Source organism: Streptomyces sp. NPDC058525, from assembly GCF_042719495.1.
Taxonomy (GTDB): domain Bacteria; phylum Actinomycetota; class Actinomycetes; order Streptomycetales; family Streptomycetaceae; genus Streptomyces.
Genome location: NZ_JBHXNP010000005.1, coordinates 148395 through 173933 on the forward strand (window position 1 = coordinate 148395; position 25539 = coordinate 173933).

The 25539-nt window shown below is 74.6% G+C and carries 2 protein-coding genes; both read left to right on the plus strand.

Annotated features, from left to right (window positions below):
- The first annotated feature begins 19 nt into the window (after positions 1-19).
- Complete coding sequence (locus ACFWP3_RS04685) at positions 20-17143, plus strand: type I polyketide synthase (protein WP_384216138.1); 17124 nt, start codon at positions 20-22, stop codon at positions 17141-17143.
- A 30-nt stretch (positions 17144-17173) separates the two neighbouring features.
- On the plus strand, positions 17174-25539 hold an 8366-nt coding region (locus ACFWP3_RS04690; protein ID WP_384216140.1), incomplete at its 3' end, for a type I polyketide synthase.

Sequence of the window (25539 nt, forward strand, 5' to 3'; positions counted from 1 at the left end):
CGAAAGGAACTGCGGCATAGTGCGCACCGACCTGATCAAGCCACTTCCTGTCGCAGTCGTGGAGAACGCGACCCGCTTCCCGGGCAAGGTCGCCTTCGAAGACGCCCGGCGAGCGGTCACCTACGGTGACCTGGAGGCGCGGACGCGCCGGCTCGCCGGGCATCTGGCGGTCCTCGGCGTCCAGCGCGGCGACCGGGTGGCCATCTGCCTCGGCAACACCGTCTCCACGGTGGAGAGTTACCTGGCGATCGTGCGCGCCGCCGGCATCGGCGTGCCGCTCAACCCGGCCTCGGCCCTCGCCGAGCTGGAGTACCTGCTGGCCGACAGCGGCGCCACGGTGGTCATCACCGATGCCGTGCAGGCGCGGCGGCTCCGGAGCTCGGCGGCCGTGGCACCCGGCATCACGCTGCTGGTGACCGGCGAGGTCCCCGAGGGGCCGGGGGTCCACTCGTACGACGAGCTCGCCGTCAGCGAGCCGGCCGAGGCGGCCCGGGACGACCTCGGGCTCGACGACGTGGCCTGGATGTTCTACACGTCCGGGACGACCGGCCGGCCCAAGGGCGTCCTGTCCACCCAGCGCAACTGCCTCTGGTCCGTCGCCTCGTGCTACGTGCCCATCCCGGGGCTCACCGACCAGGACCGGGTGCTCTGGCCCCTCCCGCTGTTCCACAGCCTCTCGCACATCGCGTGCGTCCTGTCCGTCACCGTGGTCGGCGCCACCGCCCGGATCATGGACGGCAGCTCCGCGGAGGACGTGATCAGGGCGCTCGCCGAGGACGGCTCCACCTTCCTGGCCGGAGTGCCCACCACCTACCACCACCTGGTGACCGCCGCCCGGCAGAACGGATTCTCCGCACCCACCCTGCGGATCGGCCTGGTCGGCGGAGCCGTCACCGGCTCCCGGCTGCGCCAGGACTTCGAAGAGGTCTTCGGCGTCCCGCTGGTCGACGCCTACGGCAGCACCGAGACCTGCGGCGCCATCACCATCAACCCGCCGGACGGCGACCGCGTCGACGGGTCCTGCGGCCTGCCCGTGCCCGGCGTCGGGGTCCGCATCGTCCACCCCACCACCGGCACCGACGTACCCGTCGGCCAGGAGGGCGAGGTGTGGGTCAGCGGACCGAACGTCATGGTCGGCTACCACAACAGCCCGCAGGCCACCGCCGCGGCGATGCAGGACGGCTGGTACCGGACCGGCGACCTGGCCCGGCGCGACGACGCCGGCTACTTCGCGATACGCGGCCGGATCAAGGAACTCGTCATCCGCGGCGGGGAGAACATCCACCCCGAGGAGATCGAGGCGGTCCTGCGCACCGTCGAGGGCGTCGCCGACGCGGCCGTCGCCGGCGTGCCGCACGACACGCTCGGCGAGGTGCCGGTCGCGTACGTGATCCCCGGCCCCGCAGGCTTCGACACCGCTGCGCTGATCGACCGGTGCCGCGAGCAGCTCGCCGCCTACAAGGTGCCGGAAGAGGTCCGCGAGGTCGCCGGCATCCCCCGGACCGCGTCCGGCAAGATCAAGCGGCGCATGCTGGCCGAGCAGCCGAGCCGGCTGCGGTACGCGGCGAGCGGCCACCACGACGGGCTGATGGGCCTGGGCTGGGTTCCGGCGGCGGCACCGGCGGCCCCCGTGTCCCCGGCCGGCGAGTGGGCGGTGGCGGGTCCCGGTGCGGCCGGACTCGTGACGGCCGGGCTCCTCGCGGCCCTGAACGCCGCCGGGGTCACCGGCGTACGGCAGTACCCGGACCTGGCGGCGGTACGGGCCGCCGTGGCCGGCGGCCAGGCGGCCCCCGAGGTCACGGTCCTCGTCCAGCCGTCGGCCGCCGCGGACGCCACCGACCCGGTCGCCGCGGGACGCGCCGGCGCCCGGACCCTCGCCGACCAGGTGCGCGACTGGCCGGCCCGCACCTGGCAGGCCGCCACCCGCCTGGTGGTCCTCACCCGCGGAGCGGTCGCCGCCGGCGCGCAGGACGCCGCGCAGGACCTCGCCGGAGCCTCGCTCCGCGCCCTCGCCCGGTCGCTCCCGGAGGACCGCCGGGCAGCGCTCACCCTCATCGACCTCGAAGCCGCCGGCGCCCACGCCGACGCCGACCTCGCCCCCGAGCTCCTGCTGGCCGCCGTCGCGTCCGGCGAGCCGCAGATCGCGGTGCGGTCGGGCGCCCTGCTGGTCCCCAGGCTGCACCGGCTGCCCGTCGACGACCTGCCGCAGGCGGAGCCCTGGCCGGGCGCGGCCGGCACCGTGGTGGTCACCGGAGCCGACACCGCGCACGGCGCGGCGATCGCCCACCGGCTGGCCGCCGTCCACCACGCGGAGAACCTGCTGCTCGTGAGTTCCCCGGGCAGCACCGGAACCGCCGCATCCGGCACCGAGCCGATACCGGTCGCCGAGGGGACCACCGTCGTCCGGGTGACCGCGGACGGGGAGGACCCCGAGCCGCTGCGCGCCGCGCTGGCCGCCCTGCCGAACCCGGTGTCCGCGGTGGTCCACGCCGCCGGTGACCCCGAACTGGCCCTCCTGCTCGACGAGATGACCGCCGGCCACGAGCCGGCCGCCTTCGTCGTGGTGTCCAACGCCGCCGGGCTGCTCGGTACCGGTACCTCCGACGCCCCGGACGAGGCCGTCGACGCGATCCTCGCCGACGCGCTGGTCCGCGACCGGCGCCTGCGGAACCTGCCGGGCTCCTTCCTCGCCTGGGGCGCATGGCCCGGCGGCCACGACACCGCCGACGAGGAGACCCGCCGGCTGCGCGACCTGCTCCTCACCGCCTTCGACCTCGTCATCACGACGAACCGCCCGTCCCTGCTGGCCCTGAAGGTCCCGACGCCGGCCACCGGCACCACCCCGGTCCCCGCGATCCTCGCCGCCCTGGCCGAGGACCAGGCGGGCCCGGCCGGGCCCGACCTCGCCGTCACGGCCGCCCTGCGCGAGCGGCTGTCCGGTCTGGACGAGCGCGCACAGCTGGCGCTGCTGGAGGACATGGTCCGTACAGAGGCCGCCGCCGTGCTGCAGCGGGCGGGAGGCGAACGGATCCCGTCCGACCGCGCGTTCCGCGACATGGGCTTCACCTCGATGGCCGTGGTCCGACTGCGCAACCGGCTCTCGCAGAGCACCGGCCTGTCGCTGGCCACCACGGTCGTCTTCGACCACCCCACCCCGTCCGCACTGTCCGCCTGCCTGCGCGCCGAGGTGCTCGGCCTCACCGAGCGGGTGACGGAACCGGTCATGGCGGCCGACCCCGACGAACCGCTCGCGATCGTGGGCATGGCGTGCCGGCTGCCGGGCGGCGTGGCCGGACCCGAGGACCTGTGGCGCCTGGTGTCCGAGGGCCGGGACGCCCTGTCGTCCTTCCCCGACGACCGCGGCTGGGACCTGGACGGCCTCTTCGACCCGGACCCGGAGCGAAAGGGCACCTCCTACACCGACCAGGGCGGCTTCCTGCACGACGCGGGGCTCTTCGACGCCGGGTTCTTCGGGATCGCGCCGCGCGAGGCCCTCGCCATGGACCCGCAGCAGCGGCTGCTGCTGGAGACGTCCTGGGAGGCCCTGGAGGCGGCCGGCATCAACCCGGTCTCGCTGAAGGGCAGCGACGTCGGGGTGTTCTCGGGCCTCTTCGGCCAGGGCTACGGGACCGGAGCCGCCGCGGCGGCGCCGGAGCTGGAGGGCTTCACGACCACGGGGCTGGCCCCGAGCGTGGCCTCGGGCCGCGTCTCGTACGTCCTCGGGCTCGAAGGCCCGGCGGTGACGGTGGACACGGCGTGCTCCTCTTCCCTCGTGGCGATGCACCTGGCGGCGCAGGCGCTGCGGCAGGGCGAATGCTCCATGGCCCTCGCGGGCGGTGTCGCCGTGATGGCGACCCCCGGCCACTTCGTGGAGTTCTCCCGGCAGCGGGCACTGGCCGCGGACGGGCGCTGCAAGGCCTTCTCGTCGGCTGCCGACGGCACCGGCTGGGCCGAGGGCGTCGGTGTGGTGGTGTTGGAGCGGCTGTCGGTGGCGCGTGAGCGCGGGCACCGGGTGCTGGCGGTGCTGCGCGGCAGCGCGGTCAACCAGGACGGTGCCTCGAACGGCCTGACCGCGCCGAGCGGTCCGTCGCAGCAGCGCGTGATCCGCCGGGCGCTGGCCGGCGCCGGGCTGGTCTCGGCGGACGTGGACGTGGTGGAGGCACACGGGACCGGTACCTCCCTGGGCGACCCGATCGAGGCGCAGGCCATCCTCGCGACGTACGGGCAGGACCGCGACGCGGAGCGGCCGCTGTGGCTGGGTTCGCTGAAGTCGAACATCGGTCACACGCAGGCGGCCGCCGGTGTGGCCGGTGTGATCAAGATGGTGCAGGCGCTGCGGCACGGAGTGCTTCCGGCGACGCTGCACGTGGACGAGCCCACGAGCCAGGTGGACTGGTCGGCGGGTGCGGTGGAGCTGCTGACCGAGGCACGGGAGTGGCCGCGTTACGGCCGCCCGCGCCGGGCCGGTGTGTCGTCGTTCGGTGTGAGCGGGACGAACGCGCACCTGATCCTGGAAGAGGCGCCCGCCGAAGAGACCCAGGAGCCTTCGACTGCGACCGGTGCGGTGCCGCTGGTGGTGTCGGCCGGGTCGGCCGGCTCCTTGGCCGGTCAGGCTGCTCGGCTGGCCTCGTACCTGGAGTCCGCCGCCGACGAGGTGCCGCTGGCCTCGGTGGCCGGGGCGCTGGTGTCGAGCCGTGCGGTCTTCGGTGAGCGAGCGGTGGTCGTGGCCGACTCCGCCGAGGAAGCGCTGACGCGGCTCGGGGCACTGGCCCGGGGCGAGAGCGCGCCGGGTGTGGTGTCCGGCAGCGCGGCCGGTTCCGGTGCTCCCGGCAGGGTCGTGTGGGTGTTCCCGGGTCAGGGTTCGCAGTGGGCGGGTATGGGCCGTGAACTGCTGGACGCCTCGCCGGTGTTCGCGGAGCGGATCGCCGAATGCGCTACCGCCCTCGCTCCGTTCGTGGACTGGTCGCTGATCGATGTCCTGCGCGGGGAGACCGAGCCCGAGCTGATGGAGCGGGTCGACGTCCTTCAGCCCGCGAGTTTCGCGGTGATGGTGGGTCTGGCGGCCGTTTGGTCGTCTGTGGGCGTCAAGCCCGATGCCGTACTGGGTCACTCGCAGGGTGAGATCGCGGCCGCGTGTGTGGCGGGTGCGCTCTCGCTGGAGGATGCGGCACGGGTCGTGGCCCTGCGCAGCCAGGCGATCGCGAAGGATCTGGCCGGTCGTGGCGGTATGGCCTCGGTCGCGCTCAGTGAGGCCGAGGCGGTCGCGCGGATCGAGCCGTGGGCGGACCGGGTGGAGGTCGCGGCGGTCAACGGGCCGTCGTCGGTGGTCATCGCGGGTGATGCCGAGGCGCTGGACGAGGCCCTGGAGGCCCTGTCCGCCGATGGTGTTCGGGTGCGTCGGGTCGCGGTGGACTACGCCTCGCACACCCGGCACGTCGAGGACATCCGCGAGGCTCTCGCCGAGACGCTGGCCGGGATCAATGCCCAGGCCCCGCAGGTGCCGTTCTACTCCACCGTCACCGGCACGTGGGTGGAGGACTCCAACGTCCTCGACGGCGACTACTGGTACCGCAACCTCCGCGGCCAGGTCGGCTTCGGTCCGGCCGTGGCGTACCTCGCCGAGCAGGGTCACGGGGTGTTCGTCGAGGTCAGTGCCCATCCGGTGCTGGTCCAGCCGATCACCGAGACCGTTCACGACGCCGGCAACACCGACGCGGTGATCACGGGTTCGCTGCGGCGCGAGGACGGTGGCCCCCGCCGCCTGCTCACCTCGATGGCCGAGCTGTTCGTCCGCGGTGTGGCCGTGGACTGGAGCGGTGTCCTGGCCGACGGCGCCGCCTCCGCCCGCGTGGAGCTGCCGACGTACGCCTTCGACCACCGGCACTACTGGCTCGAGGCGGGCGAGTCCGCCACCGACGCCGCCTCGCTGGGGCTGGCCGCGGCCGGTCACCCGATGCTGGGCGCGGTCGTGAGCACGCCGAACTCGACCGGCCTCATGGCCACGTCGAGCTGGTCGCTCCGTGCCCACCCCTGGCTCGCGGACCACCTGCTGTCCGATGTCATCGTCGTGCCGAACGCCGCTCTGGTCGAGCTGGCCATCCGCCTCGGCGACCTGGCCGCCGCCCCTGTGCTCGACGAACTGACCGTCGACGCGCCCGTGGTGATGCCCCAGCGCGGCAGCCGCGGTATCCGGGTGATCGTCGGCGAGTCCGACGACGCACGGCGGCGGTCGGTCGAGATCTACTCCCGTGCCGCCGACGCCCCCCTGGACGCGCCGTGGACGCGCCACGCGCACGGCGTGCTGGCCCCCGCGGCCGCCACCACGGCGACGACCCCCGTCTCCGGGACCGTCACCGAAATCGCCCTGGACGGCGCCGCCCTCCGTGACGCGGGCCGCTACGGGGTGCACCCCGTCCTGCTCGACGCCGCCGTCCGTACCGTCGTGCCCGCCGGCATGCTCCCGTCCGTGTGGACCGGGGTGTCTCTACTGGCGTCCGGCGCAGCCGCCCTGAACGTGCGGGCGGGCGGGAGCTCGGCGGAGGGGACCGGGCTGGAGCTGACCGACCCCACGGGGCAGCCGGTCATGACCGTCGGAGCGGTGCTCGGAACACCGTTCTCCGCCGAACAGGCGGGCATCGCGGGTGCGTTGACGCACGACGCGCTGTTCCGTGTGGACTGGACGGAGTCCGTGCTCCCCGTCGTGGAGCGTGCTCTCGACATCGTGACCGTCGCGACCGCCGAGGACGTCGCCGCCGCGGCGGCCCGCTCGGCCGCGCACGCCCCCGACGTCCTGCTGTACGAGGCCACAGCGGTCGGCGCCCCGGCCGGTGCGGACCCCCGTACCGCGGTCAACGCCGCGCTGGCCGTACTCCAGGCCTGGCTGGCGGAACCGGCCCTCGCGGAAACCCGGTTGGCCGTGGTCACCGGGGACGGCGCGGAGCTCGACGCGGCCGCGGTGTGGGGTCTGGTGCGCTCGGCGCAGTCGGAGCACCCGGACCGCATCGTCCTCGCGGACCTCGACGAGGCCTCCCGGCCGGCCCTGCCGGCCGTGGTGCTGAGCGGCGAACCGCAGACGCGGGTGCGCGGCGGCATCGCGGAGGTACCGCGGCTGGCACGTGTGTCCGTCCCGTCGGCCGGGCCGCTGCCCGAAGCCGGCCGGCAGCCGCGTCCGCTCGACACCGAAGGCACCGTACTGATCACCGGTGGCACCGGGACGCTGGGTGCGATGACGGCACGGCACCTGGTCACCCGGTACGGGATCAGGCACCTGGTCCTGGCCGGCCGGCGCGGCCACGCCCCCGAGCTCCAGGAGGAGCTGACCGCGCTGGGGGCGTCCGTCACCATCGCCGCCTGCGACATCTCGGACCGGAGCCGGCTCGAGGCGCTGCTGCGGGAGATACCCGCCGAGCACCCGCTGACCGCCGTCGTGCACTCGGCCGGTGTCCTGGACGACGGGGTGCTCACCGAGCTCACCCCGGAACGCGTCGACACCGTGCTGCGGCCCAAGGTGGACGCGGCGCTGCACCTGCACGAGCTCACGCGTGACCTCGACCTCGCCGCGTTCGTCCTGTACTCCTCGGCGGCGGGCGTCCTGGGCAACCCGGGCCAGGGCAACTACGCCGCGGCCAACGCCTGCCTGGACGCGCTGGCACGGCAGCGGCACGGCCTCGGTCTGCCGGCCGTCTCCCTCGCCTGGGGCTACTGGGCGACGGTCAGCGCCATGACCGAGCACCTGAGCGCCGCCGACCTGCGCCGCAACGCGCGCATCGGCATGAGCGGCCTCTCCGCCACCGAGGGCATGGCCCTGCTCGACGCCGCCCTGGGCGGCGGCGAGGCGGGTACGGACGGCACGCTGGTTGCGGCCAGGTTCGACGTGACCGCGCTGCGGGCGTCGGCGGCCGCCGACGGCCCGGTTCCCGCGCTGCTGCGGGCGCTGGCCCCCTCTCCGCGGCCGGCGGCCCGCGCCGCCGCTCCGTCCGGACCCGTGTCCCTGCGGGAGCGCCTCGCCGGTCTGGGCACCGCCGAGCGGACCGGGACGCTGGTCGAACTGGTCCTGCGGCACGCCGCCGAGGTGCTCGGCCACCCCACCGCCGACGCGGTCCACGCCGACCGGACCTTCAAGGAGGCCGGCTTCGACTCGCTGATGGCGGTGGAGCTGCGCAACCGGCTCGCCGCCGCGACCGGGCTCACCCTCTCCCCGGTGATGATCTTCGACTATCCGAAGCCGACGACGCTCGCCGACCACCTGCACACCAAGCTCTTCGGCGCCGCGCCGGAGCGCCCGTCCGAGCCCGCCGCCGCCGCGGTGACGGACGACGAGCCCATCGCGATCGTGGCGATGGCCTGCCGCTTCCCCGCGGGCGTCAACAGCCCGGAGGACCTCTGGCGGGTCGTGGCCGACGGGATCGACGCCGTCACCGAGTTCCCCGACGACCGCGGCTGGGACATCGACCGGCTGTTCAACGCCGACCCCGACCACGCGGGCACCACGTACGTGCGCCACGGCGCCTTCCTCGACGACGCCGCCGGGTTCGACGCCGCGTTCTTCGGCATCTCGCCGAACGAGGCCCTCGCCATGGACCCGCAGCAGCGCCTGCTGCTGGAGACCTCCTGGGAGGCCTTCGAACGGGCCGCGATCGACCCGACCACGCTGGCCGGAGAGGACGTCGGCGTCTTCGTCGGCGTCAACAGCCACGACTACAGCATGCGGATGCACCAGGCGTCCGGAGTCGAGGGGTTCCGCCTCACCGGCGGCTCGGGCAGCGTCACCTCCGGCCGCATCGCCTACCACCTCGGCTTCGAGGGTCCCGCCCTCACCGTCGACACGGCCTGCTCCTCCTCCCTGGTGGCCCTGCACCTCGCGGCGCAGGCACTGAACCGCGGCGAGTGCTCGATGGCGCTGGCCGGCGGCGTCATGGTGATGGGCACCGTCGAGACCTTCGTCGAGTTCTCCCGGCAGCGCGGGCTGGCGCCCGACGGCCGGTGCAAGGCGTTCGCGGACGGCGCGGACGGCACCGGCTGGTCCGAGGGCGCGGGCCTGCTCCTGGTGGAGCGGCTGTCGGACGCCCGCCGCCGGGGCCACCAGGTGCTGGCCGTGGTCCGCGGCTCGGCCGTGAACCAGGACGGCGCGTCGAACGGACTGACCGCCCCGAACGGTCCCGCACAGCAGCGGGTGATCCGCAAGGCGCTGGCCGGTGCCGGGCTCTCCCCGTCCGACGTGGACGCGGTGGAGGCGCACGGCACGGGTACGACGCTCGGCGACCCGATCGAGGCCGAGGCGCTGCTGGCGACCTACGGCCAGGAGCGGCAGGGCGGCGAGCCGCTGTGGCTCGGTTCCGTGAAGTCGAACCTCGGGCACACCCAGGGTGCGGCGGGTGTCGCGGGCGTGATCAAGATGGTCATGGCGATGCGGCACGGGGTCCTCCCCAAGACGCTGCACGTGGACCGTCCCTCGACGCACGTCGACTGGTCCGCGGGCGCCGTGGAACTGCTCACCGAGGCCCGTGACTGGCCGCGCGGCGGCCGGCCCCGCCGGGCCGGCGTGTCCTCCTTCGGCATCGGCGGCACGAACGCGCACGTCGTCCTCGAAGAGGCCCCCGAGCAGCCGGCGACCGCCGCGCGCGAGCTCACGCCGGAGCCCGCTCAGGGGTCCGCTGCGGAGCCCGCCGGGGTCCTCGTACCGGTACCCGTGTCGGCCCGGACGCCCGCCGGACTGCGCGGCCAGGCCGAGCGGCTCGCCCGGTTCCTCGACGAGCGGTCCGACCTGCGCCTCGCCGACGCCGCCCACGCCCTCGCCACCACCCGTGCCCGGCTCGACCAGCGTGCCGTCGTCCTGGCGTCCGACCGCGGGCAGCTCGCCGCGGACCTGGGTGCCTTCGGACGCGGCGACGCGAGCCCCGCCGTCGTCTCCGGCACCCCGGCCACCGGCAAGCTGGCCGTCCTCTTCACCGGACAGGGCAGCCAGTGGGCCGGCATGGGCCGCGAACTCGCCGAGACCTTCCCGGTCTTCCGCGACGCCTTCGCCGCCGCCTGCGCTGCCGTCGAGGAGCACCTGCGCGACCACGCGGCGCGCCCGCTGCACGAGGTGGTGTTCGCCGCCCCCGGGTCGCCCGACAGCGCACTGCTCGACCGGACCATGTACACGCAGGGTGCCCTGTTCGCCCTGGAGACGGCACTGTTCCGGCTCTTCGAGTCCTGGGGCGTGCGACCGGACCTGCTCGCAGGCCACTCGATCGGCGAGGTGGCCGCCGCGCACGTCTCCGGAGTCCTGGAACTGGCCGAGGCCGGCAAGCTGGTCGCCGCCCGCGGCCGGCTGATGCAGGCCCTGCCCGAGGGCGGCGCGATGGTCGCCGTGCAGGCGACCGAGGCCGAAGTGGCGCCGCTGCTGGCCCGGGCCTCGGGCGCGGTGTGCGTCGCGGCGGTCAACGGCCCCGACGCGCTGGTGCTCTCCGGCGCCGAGGACGCCGTGCTCGCCCTCGCGGCCGAACTGGCGGGCCGCGGCCGCAAGACGCGCAGGCTGCAGGTCAGCCACGCCTTCCACTCCCAGCTCATGGAACCGATGCTCGACGAGTTCCGCACGGTCGCGCGGAGCCTGACCTACCGGCCGGGTGCACTCCCCGTCGTCTCGACCCTGACGGGCGAACTCGTCCGGGACGGGCAGCTGGGCGACCCCGAGTACTGGGTGGACCAGGTACGGAACGCGGTGCGCTTCAGCGACGCCGTCACCGCGCTGAGCGGCCAGGGAGCGACGACGTTCCTCGAGATCGGCCCGGGCGGCGCCCTCGCCGCGATGGCGCTCGGCACGCTCGGCGCACCGGAGCAGAGCTGCATCGCCACCCTGCGCAAGAACGGCGCGGAGGCCGCCGACGTCATGACCGCACTCGCGCACCTGCACGTGCGCGGTACGGACCTGGACTGGCCGGCCCTGCTCGGGACCCCGGCCACGGCGGCCGGCACCGACCTGCCCACCTACGCGTTCCAGCACCAGAGGTACTGGGTCGAGAACGACGAGACCCCGGCGGGCGGCGCGGAGGCCCTCGGCGCCACCGGCGCCCGGCACCCGCTGCTCGGCACCGTCATCGACATGCCCGGCGACGAGGGCGACCACGGCGTCGTCCTCACCGGACAGCTGTCGGCGCGCGGCCGGAGCCGGTTCGCCGGCCGGATGGCCGCGGACGGCACCACCCGGGTCCCGGCCGCCGCGCTCCTGGAGATGATCGTCAGGGCCGCCGACGAGGTGGGCTGCGGAAGCCTCGAACAGATCACCGTCGAGGCGCCGTTGACGCTGCCGGAGCACGGCAGCGCCCAGATCCGGGTGTCGGTGGACGGTCCCGGTACGGACGGCCGCCGACGGGCCGCCGTCCACGCCCGGCCCCTCGACCCGGAGCAGGCGCCCTGGACCTGCCACGCCCGAGCCGAGCTGGTCCCCGGCATGCCGCAGCCGGCCTTCGACCTGCGGACCTGGTCCGTGCCCGCCGACAGCGACGCGCTCCTCCCGGGTGCGCCCCGCGTGTGGCAGCGCGACGGGCAGATCTTCGCGGAGATCGCGCTCGCGGAGGAACCGGCGGACGGGGCGGCCCGGTTCGCCCTGCACCCGGGGCTCGTCGACACCGCGCTGCGCGTACTGGACTCCCGTACGGCTGCGGACCGTACGGCGGCCGGCGCGGGCCACCGCGACCTGACCGCCGGCGCCGGCCTGGCCGTGTACGCGGAAGGCGCCGCCTCGCTGCGGCTGCGGATCACCCCGGCCGAGGACGGCCGCCACCTGCTCGAACTCGCGGACGCGGCCGGTGAACCCGTAGCGATCCTGGGCCCGTTGGCGCTGGAGTCCGTCACCGCGGACGGCGCCGAAGAGCCCGCCGCTGCGCCCGGTCAGGACACCGCCACTGCCGCTGCCGAACCGCGGCAGACGGCCTCCGCCGCCCTGACCCGGCGCGTGGTGGCGCGCGGCGAGGGCGCCGGCGACGCGCTCGCCGGCCGGCTGGCCGGGCTGCCGGCCGCGGAGCAGCACCGGGTGCTGCTGGACGTGGTCCGGGAGTGCACCGCGCTCGTCCTCGGCCACCGCGACGCGGACGGCTTCGACGCGGACCAGTCCTTCAAGAGCCTCGGCTTCGACTCGCTCACCGCGGTCAAGTTCTGCAACCGCATGCGTGACCTCACCGGGCTGAACCTGCCCGCCACGCTGGTCTTCGACTACCCGAATCCGGCGGTCCTCACGGACCACCTGCGGGCCGAACTGCTCGGCGAGCAGGCGGAGCCGTCGGCCCCGGCCGCGGCGTCGTCGGTCTCCGACGAGCCGATCGCGATCGTCGCGATGAGCAGCCGCCTGCCGGGCGGCGCGGACAGCCCCGAGGAGCTGTGGAAGCTCGTGGTGGAGCAGCGGGACGCGGTGTCCGGCTTCCCCCTCGACCGCGACTGGGACCTCGAAGGGCTCTACCACCCCGACCCGGCCCACCCGGGCACCAGCTACACCCGCTCGGGCGGGTTCCTCCACGAGGCCGCGCAGTTCGACGCCGGGCTCTTCGGGATCTCCCCGCGCGAGGCGCTGGCCATGGACCCCCAGCAGCGGCTGCTGCTGGAGACCTCCTGGGAGGCGCTGGAGCGGGCCGGCATCGACCCGCTGTCCGTCCGGGGCCGTGACATCGGCGTCTTCACCGGAATCGTCCACCACGACTACGTGACGCGGCTCCACCAGGTCCCCGAGGACGTCCAGGGCTACCTGATGACCGGTACGGCGGCCAGCGTGGCCTCGGGCCGCGTGTCGTACGTGTTCGGTTTCGAGGGCCCGGCGGTCACGGTGGACACGGCGTGCTCCTCCTCGCTCGTGGCCATGCACCTGGCGGCGCAGTCGCTGCGCCAGGGCGAGTGCTCGATGGCGCTGGCCGGCGGTGCGACGGTGATGGCCAGCCCGGACGCCTTCATGGAGTTCTCGCGCCAGCGCGGCCTTTCGGCCGACGGCCGGTGCAAGGCGTTCTCGTCGGCTGCCGACGGCACCGGCTGGGCCGAGGGTGTCGGTGTGGTGGTGTTGGAGCGGCTGTCGGTGGCGCGTGAGCGCGGTCACCGGGTGCTGGCGGTGCTGCGCGGCAGCGCGGTCAACCAGGACGGTGCCTCGAACGGCCTGACCGCCCCGAACGGCCCCTCGCAGCAGCGGGTCATCCGCAAGGCGCTGGACACGGCGGGACTCACCCCGGCGGACGTGGACCTCGTGGAGGCGCACGGGACCGGCACCGCGCTGGGCGACCCGATCGAAGCGCAGGCGCTGCTGGCCACGTACGGCCAGGGCCGGGATCCGCAGCAGCCGCTGTGGCTGGGCTCGCTGAAGTCGAACATCGGTCACACGCAGGCCGCCGCGGGCGTGGCCGGTGTGATCAAGATGGTCATGGCGATGCAGCACGGGCTCATGCCCGCCACGCTGCACGTGGAGGAGCCCACGGGCCAGGTGGACTGGTCTGCGGGTGCGGTGGAGCTGCTGACCGAAGCGCGGGACTGGCCGGAGACCGGCCGTCCGCGCCGGGCCGCGGTCTCCTCCTTCGGAGCCAGCGGTACGAACGCGCACCTGATCCTGGAGCAGGCGCCCGCCGAGGAGGCGCAGACCGCCTCCGAGGAGCACGCGCCCACCGGTGCCGTGCCGTTGGTGGTCTCCGCGCGCAGCGCCGGTTCGCTGGCCGGCCAGGCCGGGCGGCTCGCGGCGTTCGTCGAGGGCGTCGAGGGCGCCGAGGAGGCTCCGCTGGCGGCGGTGGCCGGGGCGCTGGTCTCGGGCCGTGCGGTGCTGGGCGAGCGTGCGGTCGTCGTGGCCGGCTCGGACGAGGAGGCGCTGGCCGGGCTGAAGGCACTGGCCCGGGGCGAGAGCGCCCCCGGTGTGGTGTCCGGCAGCGCCGGCTCGGGCAAGCCCGGCAAGGTGGTCTGGGTGTTCCCGGGCCAGGGTTCGCAGTGGGCGGGCATGGGCCGTGAACTGCTGGACTCCTCCCCGGTGTTCGCCGAGCGGATCGCCGCATGCGCGGAGGCTCTGGCCCCGTTCGTGGACTGGTCGCTGATCGACGTGCTGCGCGGGGAGACCGAGCCCGAGCTCATCGAGCGGGTCGACGTCCTCCAGCCCGCCAGCTTCGCCGTGATGGTGGGCCTGGCAGCCGTGTGGCGCTCCGTGGGAGTCGAGCCGGGCGCGGTGCTCGGCCACTCCCAGGGCGAGATCGCCGCCGCCTGCGTGGCCGGGGCGCTGTCGCTGGACGACGCGGCGCGCGTGGTCGCACTGCGCAGCCAGGTCATCGCCAAGGACCTGGCCGGGCGCGGCGGCATGGCCTCGGTCGCGCTGAGCGCGGACGCGGCGGTCGCCCGTCTGGAGCCGTGGGCGGACCGCGTGGAGGTGGCCGCCGTCAACGGGCCGTCCTCCGTGGTGGTCGCCGGTGACGCGCAGGCGCTGGACGAGGCCCTGGCGGCGCTGTCCGCCGAGGGCGTCCGGGTCCGCCGGGTCGCCGTGGACTACGCCTCGCACACCCGGCACGTCGAGGACGTGCGCGAGACGCTGGCCGAAGCACTGGCCGGGATCGACGCACAGGCGCCGAAGGTTCCGTTCTACTCCACCACGACCGGCACCTGGGTGGAGGACGCGGGCGTCCTCGACGGCGGGTACTGGTACCGCAACCTGCGGGGCCAGGTGGGCTTCGGTCCGGCCGTCGCCGACCTGATGGGCCAGGGCCACGGGGTGTTCGTCGAGGTCAGCGCCCACCCGGTGCTGGTCCAGCCGATCACCGAGACCGCCGACACCACCGACACCGACGCGGTGATCACCGGTTCGCTGCGGCGCGAGGACGGCGGCCTGCGCCGCCTGCTGGCCTCGATGGCCGAGCTGTTCGTCCGCGGAGTGGCCGTGGACTGGACCGGTGTCCTGCCGCTGGCCGCGGCTTCCCGGCGCGTGGAGCTGCCGACGTACGCCTTCGACCGCCAGCGCTACTGGCTCCAGGAGGCCGAAGCGGCCGCCGGGGCGGCCGACGCGGCCGAGGGCGCGGACTCCGACTTCTGGGCCGCGGTCGAGCAGGCTGACCTGGACTCCCTCGGCGAACTGCTGGAGATGGCGTCGACCGACGAACGCAGCGCCCTGGGCACCGTGGTTCCCGTACTCGCCGAGTGGCGCGGAAGGCGCCGCGAGCGGTCGACGGCGGAGAAGCTGCGCTACCACGTCACCTGGCAGCCGCTCGAGCGCGAGGCCGCCGGTGTACCGGGCGGCCGCTGGCTGGTCGTCGTACCGGCCGAGCGCGCACAGGGCGGTGCGACCGACGCCCTCCTGGCGGAGCTGACCGGTCTCGGACTCGGCACCGTCCTGCTGGAGGTCGGCGAGTCCGACCGCACCCGCAAGCGGCTCGCGGAGCGGCTGGCCGAGGTCCTGGCAGGCCAGGACCTGACCGGTGTGCTGTCCCTGCTCGCCGTGGACCAGCAGACGGGCGGCGGCCGGCAGGACCCGACCGCGGTCACCGCCTCGACGCTCGCGCTGATCCAGGCCCTGGGCGACAACCTCGTCACGCAGCCGCTGTGGTGCCTGACCAGGGGCGCGGTGAACATCGGCATCCACGACACCCTCACCTCACCGGTGCAGGCTTCGCTGTGGGGCCTCGGCCGGGCCGCCGCCCTGGAACGGCTCGACCGCTGGGGCGGTCTGGTCGACCTGCCGGCCGTGACCGACCCGCGCACGGCCCAGTACCTGCTCGGAGTGCTCAACTCCGCCGCCGGTGAGGACCAGCTCGCGGTCCGGCGGTCGGGCGTGTACACCCGGCGGCTGGTGCGCAAGCCGGTACCGGAGTCCACCGGCGACAGCGGCTGGCAGCCGCGCGGCACGGTCCTGGTGACCGGCGGCGCCGAGGGACTGGGCAAGCACGTCTCGGTCTGGCTCGCCCAGGCCGGCGTCGAACGGCTCCTCGTCACGACCACCGCGCAGGCCACCGAGCTGAGCGTGCCGGAGCTGCGGGCCGAACTGGCCGGGCTGGGCGTCGCCACCACGGTGGAGTCCTGTGCGGACTCCGACCGGGAGGCGATCGCGCGGCTGGTCGATGCGACGGCCGCCGGGCAGCCGGTCACGGCCGTGGTGCACGCCGCCGACGTCCAGCAGACCAGCTCGATCGACGACACCGCAGTGGACGACCTCGCCGGGGTGTTCGCGGCCAAGGTGGACACGGCCGTATGGCTGGACGGGCTGTTCGAGAGCACGCCGCTCGACGCGTTCGTCGTGTTCTCCTCGATCGCGGGCGTGTGGGGCGGCGGCGGGCAGGGCCCGTCCGGAGCGGCGAACGCCGTGCTGGACGCGCTCATCGAGTGGCGCCGGGCCCGCGGGCTGCGGGCGACCTCGATCGCCTGGGGCGCCCTCGACCAGATCGGCGTGGGCATGGACGAGGCCGCCCTCGCCCAGCTCCGGCGCCGCGGTGTCCTGCCCATGGGCCCGCAGTTGGCGGTGACCGCGATGGTGCAGGCGGTGCGGGGCAACGAGAAGTTCGTGGCCGTGGCCGACATGGACTGGGGCGCTTTCATCCCCGCGTTCACCTCGGTCCGCACCAGCCCCCTGTTCGCCGACCTGCCCGAGGCGAGGCAAGCGCTCCAGGCGCTGCAGGGCGACGGCGAGAGCAGCGAGGCCGCCTCGTCCCTCGCCGACTCCCTGCGGGGGGTCGCGGAGACCGAGCAGAACCGCATCCTGCTCCGGCTGGTACGCGGCCACGCCTCGACGGTCCTCGGCCACAGCGGGGCGGAGGGCATCGGCCCGCGCCAGGCGTTCCAGGAGGTCGGCTTCGACTCGCTCGCCGCCGTCAACCTGCGCAACAGCCTGAACGGGGCCACCGGACTGAAGCTGCCCGCAACGCTGATCTTCGACTACCCCACGCCGGAAGCGCTGGTCGGCTACCTGCGCGACGAACTCCTCCGGGAGGCCGACGACGGCCTGGACGGGCGGGAGGACGAACTCAGGCAGATCCTGGCGTCCGTTCCGTTCGCCCGGTTCAAGGAGGCCGGCGTACTGGACACCCTCCTCGGCCTCGCCGAGGCGGACGCGGACGCGGATGCGGACGCGCCGGAAGCGGAACCGTCGGCGGCAGCCGCCGACGTGGAACTGATCGACGCCATGGACGTTGCCGATCTGGTGCAACGGGCCCTGGGCAAGACGAGCTGATCGCCTGTGAACGAATCGTGGAGGATGGATATGTCGGCGCCCGACCAGCAGGTCGTTGAGGCACTGCGTGCCTCGCTGAAGGAGAACGCCCGGCTTCAGCAGGAGAACAGCACACTCGTCGCGGCAGCCTCTGAGCCCATCGCGATCGTGTCCATGGCCTGCCGCTACGCCGGCGGGATCCGCGGCCCGGAGGACTTCTGGCGGGTGGTGTCCGAGGGCGCCGACGTCTACTCCACCTTCCCCGAGGACCGCGGCTGGGACGTCGAGGGCCTCTACCACCCGGACCCCGACAACCCGGGTACGACGTACGTCCGCGAGGGCGCCTTCCTGCACGACGCGGCCCAGTTCGACGCCGGGTTCTTCGGGATCTCGCCGCGCGAGGCCCTGGCCATGGACCCCCAGCAGCGCCAGCTGCTCGAGGTGTCCTGGGAGACCTTCGAGCGGGCCGGCATCGACCCCCACTCGGTCCGCGGCAGCGACATCGGCATGTTCGCCGGAGTCGTCCACCAGGACTACGCGCCGGACCTCAGCGGGTTCGAGGGCTACCTCAGCCTGGAGCGCGCCCTCGGCACCGCCGGCGGCGTCGCCTCCGGGCGCGTCTCCTACACCCTCGGGCTCGAAGGGCCCGCGGTGACGGTCGACACCATGTGCTCCTCCTCGCTCGTCGCGATCCACCTCGCCGCGCAGGCGCTGCGCCGGGGCGAGTGCTCGATGGCCCTCGCGGGCGGCTCCACGGTCATGGCGACCCCCGGCGGGTTCGTCGGCTTCGCGCGCCAGCGCGCCCTCGCCTTCGACGGGCGCTGCAAGTCCTACGCCGCCGGCGCCGACGGCTCCGGCTGGGCCGAGGGCGTCGGCGTGGTCCTGCTGGAGCGGCTCTCGGTGGCGCGCGAGCGCGGACACCAGGTCCTGGCCGTCATCTGCGGCAGCGCCGTGAACCAGGACGGCGCGTCCAACGGCCTGACCGCCCCCAACGGCCCCTCGCAGCAGCGCGTCATCCGCAAGGCCCTCGACAGCGCCGGCCTCTCCCCGTCCGACGTGGACGCGGTCGAGGGCCACGGCACGGGCACCGTGCTCGGCGACCCGATCGAGGCGCAGGCGCTGCTGGCCACCTACGGCCAGGGCCGCGACCCGCAGCAGCCGCTGTGGCTCGGCTCGGTCAAGTCCGTCATCGGGCACACGCAGGCGGCGTCCGGCGTGGCCGCCGTGATCAACATGGTCCAGGCGCTGCGCCACAAGACCCTCCCCAAGACCCTCAACGTGGACGCGCCCACCCCCCAGGTCGACTGGTCGGCGGGCGCGGTCGAGCTGCTCACCGAGTCCCGCGCGTGGCCGGAGACCGGCCGTCCGCGCCGGGCCGGCATCTCCGCCTTCGGAGCCAGCGGCACGAACGCGCACATGATCCTCGAAGAGGCGCCCGCCGAGGACGCGGAGCCCGCCACGGACCGGGCGGCGCAGCCCTCCGGCGTGGTGCCGCTCGTCGTGTCGGCCGGGACCGCCACCTCGCTGTCGGCGCAAGCCGGCCGGCTGGCGGCGTTCGTCGAGGACGCCGCCGAGGTGCCGCTGGCCGACGTGGCCGGGACGCTCGTCGCGGGCCGCGCCGTACTCGGCGAGCGCGCGGTGGTGCTCGCCGGTTCGCACGAGGAGGCGCTGGCCGGGCTCCAGGCCCTGGCGCGCGGCGAGAACGCGCCCGGCGTGGTGGCCGGTTCGGGCACCCCGGGCAAGGTCGTCTGGGTGTTCCCCGGCCAGGGCTCGCAGTGGGCCGGCATGGGCCGTGAACTGCTCGACTCCTCCCCGGTGTTCGCCGCCCGGATCGCCGAGTGCGCAGCCGCGCTGGAGCGCTGGGTCGACTGGTCCCTGATCGACGTGCTGCGCGGCGACGCCGCGCCCGAACTCCTCGACCGGGTCGACGTCCTCCAGCCGGCCAGCTTCGCCGTGATGGTCGGACTGGCCGCCGTGTGGTCGTCCGTCGGCGTCGAGCCCGACGCGGTCCTCGGCCACTCCCAGGGCGAGATAGCCGCCGCCTGCGTCTCGGGTGCGCTCTCCCTGGAGGACGCCGCCCGCGTGGTCACCCTGCGCAGCCAGGCCATCGCCGGGCAGCTCGCCGGCCGCGGCGGCATGGCCTCGGTCGCGCTGACCGAGGATGAGGCCGTCGCCCGCCTGGAGCGCTGGGCGGACCGGGTCGAGGTCGCCGCCGTCAACGGGCCGTCCTCCGTGGTCATCGCCGGAGACGCCGAGGCACTGGACGACGCGCTCGACGCCCTCGAGGACCAGGGCGTCCGGATCCGCCGCGTCGCCGTGGACTACGCCTCGCACACCCGGCACGTCGAGGACATCCGCGACGCGCTCGCCGAGGCACTGGCCGGAGTCGGCGCGCAGGCCCCGAAGATCCCGTTCTACTCCACCGTCACTGGCACCTGGGTCGAGGACGCCGACGTCCTCGACGCCGCGTACTGGTACCGCAACCTGCGCGGCCAGGTCCGCTTCGGCCCGGCCGTGGCCGAGCTGATCGAGCAGGGCCACGGCGTGTTCGTCGAGGTCAGCGCGCACCCGGTGCTGGTCCAGCCGATCACCGAGGCCGTCGACAAGGCCGACACCGCCACCGATGTGGTCGTGACCGGTTCGCTGCGCCGCGAGGACGGCGGCCCGCGCCGCCTGTACGCCTCGATGGCCGAGCTGTTCGTCCGCGGTGTCGCACTGGACTGGACCCCGGTCCTGCCCGGCGGAGCCGCCGCCCGGCGCGTGGACCTGCCGACGTACGCCTTCGACCACCAGCACTACTGGATCGAGATGGGCGGCTCCGTCACCGACGCGGCGTCGCTCGGTCTCACCGGCGCCGACCACCCGCTGCTGGGCGCGGTGGTGCAACTGCCGCAGTCCGACGGCCTGGTCTTCACCTCGCGTCTGTCGCTGCGCACCCACCCGTGGCTCGCCGGTCACGCCATCGGCGGCGTGGTCATCATCCCCGGCACGATGTACGTCGACCTCGCGGTCCGCGCCGGCGACGAGTTCGGATACGGAGTCCTCGAAGAGCTCGTCATCGAGGCACCGCTGGTCCTGCCCGAGCAGGGCGGGGTACGGCTGCAGGTCGCGGTCGGCAGCCCGAACGCGACCGGATCGCGCACCGTGGACGTGTACTCCCAGCGCGAGGACGCCGCCGGTGAGGGCGGTACGAGCGACTGGACGCGGCACGCCACCGGACTGCTCGGCGAGTCCTCGGCGAAGCGGGCCCCGGTGAAGGCGTTCGACTTCGCCGCGTGGCCGCCGCAGGGCGCGGAGCCGATCGAGATCGGGACCTTCTACACCGACCTCCTCGAGCGCGGCTACGCCTACGGCTCGGCGTTCCAGGGCCTGCGGGCGGTGTGGCGCCGCGGCGACGAGGTCTTCGCCGAGGCCGTCCTGCCCGAGGAGCAGCGCGAGGAAGCCGGCAAGTACGGCATGCACCCGGCGCTGCTGGACGCCGCGCTGCACACCAACGCCTTCGCCAACCCGGACGACGACCGCCAGGTGCTGCCGTTCGCGTGGAACGGGCTGCTGCTGCACGCCGTCGGTGCCTCCGCACTGCGGGTGCGCGTCGCCCCCTGCGGCCCGGACGCGCTGTCGTTCCAGGCCGCCGACGAGACCGGCGACATGGTCCTGACCATGGACTCGCTGGTGTCCCTGCCCGTGTCCACCGACCAGTTGGGCGCCGCGGCCGGAGACGAGAGCCGCGACTCCCTGTTCGGGGTGGAGTGGGCCGAGCTGCCCGCCGCCCAGGGCTCGGAGCCCGCGCCTTCGTGGGCGCCGGTGTCCGCCGCCGCCGACGTGCCGGCCCTGGCCGGGAGCGCCGCCGCCCCCGCGGTGGCCGTCCTGCGGGCCGTGGCCGGAGCCGACGGCGAGGACGCCGTACTCGCCCTGACCTCCCGCGTGCTGGACGTCGTCCAGGCGTGGCTCGCCTCGACGGGGCTGGAGGAGTCGCGGCTGGTCGTCCTGACCCGCGGCGCGGTCCCCGCCGGCGACGGCACGGTCACCGACCCGGCCGGCTCGGCCGTGTGGGGTCTGGTGCGCGCCGCGCAGGCCGAGAACCCCGACCGCATCATCCTGATCGACACCGACCCGGCGTCCGCCGACACGGCGGAAGCCGCCCTGCGCACGGTCCTGGGTCCGGTATTGGCCGGCGGCGAGCCGCAGGTCGCGGTCCGCGGCACCGCCCTCTCCGCCCCCCGGCTCGTCCGGGCCGGCGGCGAAGTCCCGGACGTCCCCGCGGTGTTCGGAGCCGAAGGGACCGTCCTGGTCACGGGCGGCACCGGCGCGCTCGGCGCACTCGTGGCCCGTCACCTCGTCACCCGGCACGGCGTACGGCACCTGCTGCTCGCCAGCCGCCGCGGTACGGCCGCCGAGGGCGTGGCCGAGCTGGTCGCCGAACTCACCGAGCACGGTGCTGCCGTAGCGGTGGCGGCCTGCGACGTGTCCGACCGCGGCCAGGTCGAGGCCCTGCTGGCCTCGGTACCCGCCGAGCACCCCCTGACCGGTGTGGTGCACATGGCCGGCGTGCTGGACGACGGTGTCATCGCGACCCTCACCCCGGAGCGGCTGGCCGGCGTCTTCGCGCCGAAGGTGGACGCGGTGCGCCACCTCGACGAGCTGACCCGCGGCCTGGACCTCGACGCGTTCGTCGTCTTCTCCTCCGCCGCCTCCCTCATGGGCTCGGCCGGCCAGGGCAACTACGCGGCGGCGAACGCCTTCCTCGACGGCCTGATGGCCGGCCGCCGCGCGGCGGGCCTGCCGGGCCTCTCGCTCGCCTGGGGCCTGTGGGAGCAGACCAACGGCCTGACCGCCCACCTCAGCGCCGTCGACCAGGCCCGCATGAGCCGTGGCGGCGTACTGGCGATGACGCCGGCCGAGGGCCTGCACATCCTCGACGTCGGCCTGCACGCCGACCAGGCCCTGCTGGTCCCGATCAAGCTGGACCTGAAGACCATGCGGAGCCAGGCGGCGGCCGGCGGGGGAGTCCCGCACCTGCTGCGCGGCCTGGTCCGCGCGGGCCGGCGCACGGCACGGGCGGCCGCCGGTGACAGCAGCGGACTGGTCCGCCGCCTCGCCGGGCTGCCCCAGGCCGAGCAGGAGAGCATCCTGCTGACCATCGTCCAGGACGAGGCGAGCGCCGTACTGGGCTTCAGCGGCCCCGAACTGGCCCAGGGCACGCGCGGTTTCAGCGACATCGGCTTCGACTCGCTGACCGCCGTCGAGCTGCGGAACCGGCTGAGCGCGGCGACCGGCGTGAAGCTCCCGGCCACGCTGATCTTCGACTACCCCACCCCGGTGGTCCTCGCCCGTCACCTGCGCGAGGAGCTCGGCGAAGCGGCGGACGGCACCACCCCCGCCGCGGCCGCGGCGGTCGCCGCCGCCGACCCCGACGAGCCGATCGCGATCGTCGGCATGGCCTGCCGGCTGCCGGGCGGCGTCGCCGGCCCCGAGGACCTGTGGCAGCTTCTCCAGGAACGCCGCGAGGGCATGACGGCCTTCCCCGACGACCGAGGCTGGGACCTGGACGGCCTGTACGACCCGAACCCCGACAGCGCGGGCACCTCCTACACCACCAAGGGCGGATTCCTCCACGAGGCCGCGCAGTTCGACGCGGGCTTCTTCGGCATCTCGCCGAACGAGGCCCTCGCCATGGACCCGCAGCAGCGCCTGCTGCTGGAGGCGTCCTGGGAGGCGCTGGAGCGGGCGGGCATCGACCCGACCGCGGCGCAGGGCAGCAACATCGGCGTCTTCTCCGGCGTCTCCATCCACGACTACGTCGAATCCCTCACCAACGTGCCCGCGGAGCTCGAAGGCTTCGTCACGACCGCCACGGCGGGCAGCGTGGCCTCCGGCCGCGTCTCGTACGCCTTCGGCTTCGAGGGTCCGGCGGTCACCGTGGACACGGCCTGCTCCTCCTCGCTGGTGGCCATGCACCTCGCGGCGCAGGCACTGCGCCAGGGCGAGTGCTCCATGGCGCTGGCCGGCGGTGTCGCCGTCATGGGCTCGCCGATCGGAGTCCTCGGCATGTCGCGGCAGCGCGGCCTGGCCGGCGACGGCCGGTGCAAGGCGTACGGGGACGGCGCGGACGGCACGGTGCTGTCCGAGGGCGTCGCCCTGGTGGTGCTGGAGCGGCTGTCGGTGGCGCGCGAGCGCGGCCACCACGTGCTGGCGGTGCTGCGCGGCAGCGCCGTCAACCAGGACGGCGCCTCCAACGGCCTGACCGCCCCGAACGGCCCCTCGCAGCAGCGGGTCATCCGCAAGGCCCTCGACAGCGCGGGTCTCGCCGCGTCCGAAGTCGACGTGGTCGAGGGTCACGGCACCGGCACCGCGCTGGGCGACCCGATCGAAGCGCAGGCGCTGCTGGCCACGTACGGCCAGGGCCGGGACCCGGAGCAGCCGCTGTGGCTGGGCTCCCTCAAGTCGAACATCGGCCACACGCAGGCCGCCGCCGGCGTCGCCGGTGTGATCAAGATGGTGCAGGCGCTGCGACACGGGGTCATGCCCGCCACGCTGCACGCGGACGAGCCTTCAAAGAAGGTGGACTGGTCCGAGGGCGACATCGAGCTGCTCACCGAGGCCCGGGACTGGCCGCGGGGCGGGCGCCCGCGCCGGGTCGGCGTCTCGTCCTTCGGCATCAGCGGGACGAACGCGCACCTGATCCTTGAGGAGGCGCCGGCCGAGGCCGCCACCGCCGCCTTCACCGAAGAGCAGGCGCCCGCCGGTGTCGTGCCGCTGGTGGTGTCGGCGCGCAGCGCCGGTTCGCTGGCCGGCCAGGCCGGGCGGCTGGCGGAGTTCATCGAGGGTGCCGAGGGCGCCGACGCGGTGTCGCTCGCGGATGTGGCCGGGGCGCTGCTGACGGACCGTACGGTCTTCGGCGAGCGTGCGGTCGTCGTCGCCGACTCGGGCGACGAGGCGCTGGCCGCGCTGCGGGCGCTGGCCCGCGGCGAGGGCTCGGCCGCTGCCGTCTCCGGCAGCGCGGGCTCGGGTGCTCCGGGCAGGGTCGTGTGGGTGTTCCCGGGCCAGGGTTCGCAGTGGGCCGGTATGGGCCGTGAACTGCTGGACGCCTCGCCGGTGTTCGCGGAGCGGATCACGGAGTGCGCGGCGGCCCTGGAGCCGTTCGTGGACTGGTCGCTGATCGATGTGCTGCGCGGCGAGACCGACCCGGAGCTGATGGAGCGGGTCGACGTCCTCCAGCCCGCGAGTTTCGCGGTGATGGTGGGTCTGGCGGCCGTGTGGTCGTCTGTGGGTGTCAAGCCGGATGCGGTGCTGGGTCATTCACAGGGTGAGATCGCGGCCGCGTGTGTGGCCGGTGCGCTCTCGCTGGAGGATGCGGCACGGGTCGTGGCGTTGCGCAGCCAGGCGATCGCCAAGGACCTGGCCGGTCGGGGCGGTATGGCCTCGGTCGCGCTCAGTGAGGCCGAGGCGGTCGCGCGGATCGAGCCGTGGGCCGACCGGGTTGAGGTCGCGGCGGTCAACGGGCCGTCGTCGGTGGTCATCGCGGGTGATGCCGAGGCGCTGGACGAGGCCCTGGAGGCCTTGGCTGCCGATGGTGTTCGGGTGCGTCGGGTCGCGGTGGACTACGCCTCGCACACCCGGCACGTCGAGGACATTCGCGAGGCGCTCGCCGAGACGCTGGCCGGGATCCATGCTCAGGCCCCGCAGGTGCCGTTCTTCTCGACCGTGAACGGCGGTTGGGTGGCGGACGCCGGGGTCCTGGACGGTGACTACTGGTACCGGAACCTGCGCGGCCAGGTGGGCTTCGGTCCGGCCGTGGCCGACCTGCTCGGTCAGGGGCACGGGGTGTTCGTCGAGGTCAGTGCCCACCCGGTGCTGGTCCAGCCGATCACCGAGACCGTCGACACCACCGACGCCGATGTCGTGGTGACCGGTTCGCTGCGCCGCGAGGACGGCGGCCTGCGCCGCCTGCTCGCCTCGATGGCCGAGCTGTACGTCCGCGGCATCGCGCTGGACTGGAAGGCCGTGCTCCCGCAGACGGCGGCGGCCCGGCGCGTGGAGCTGCCGACGTACGCCTTCGACCACCAGCACTACTGGCTCCAGTTGGCCGAGTCGGCCACCGACGCGGCCTCCCTGGGGCAGGTGACGGCCGACCACCCGATGCTGGGCGCGGTCGTGCAGCTGCCGCAGTCCGACGGGCTCGTCTTCACCTCGCGGCTCTCGCTGCGGTCCCACCCGTGGCTGGCCGATCACACGATCGGCGGCGTTGCGCTCCTCCCGGCCACCGGGCTGGTGGAGCTGGCGGTGCGGGCGGGTGACGAGGCCGGGTGCGGCGTTCTGGAACAGCTGTCGGTCGAGGTGCCGTTGGTGGTGCCGGAGCAGGGTGGTGTGCGGGTTCAGGTCGCGGTCGGTGGTCCGGGTGAGGCCGGTTCGCGGAC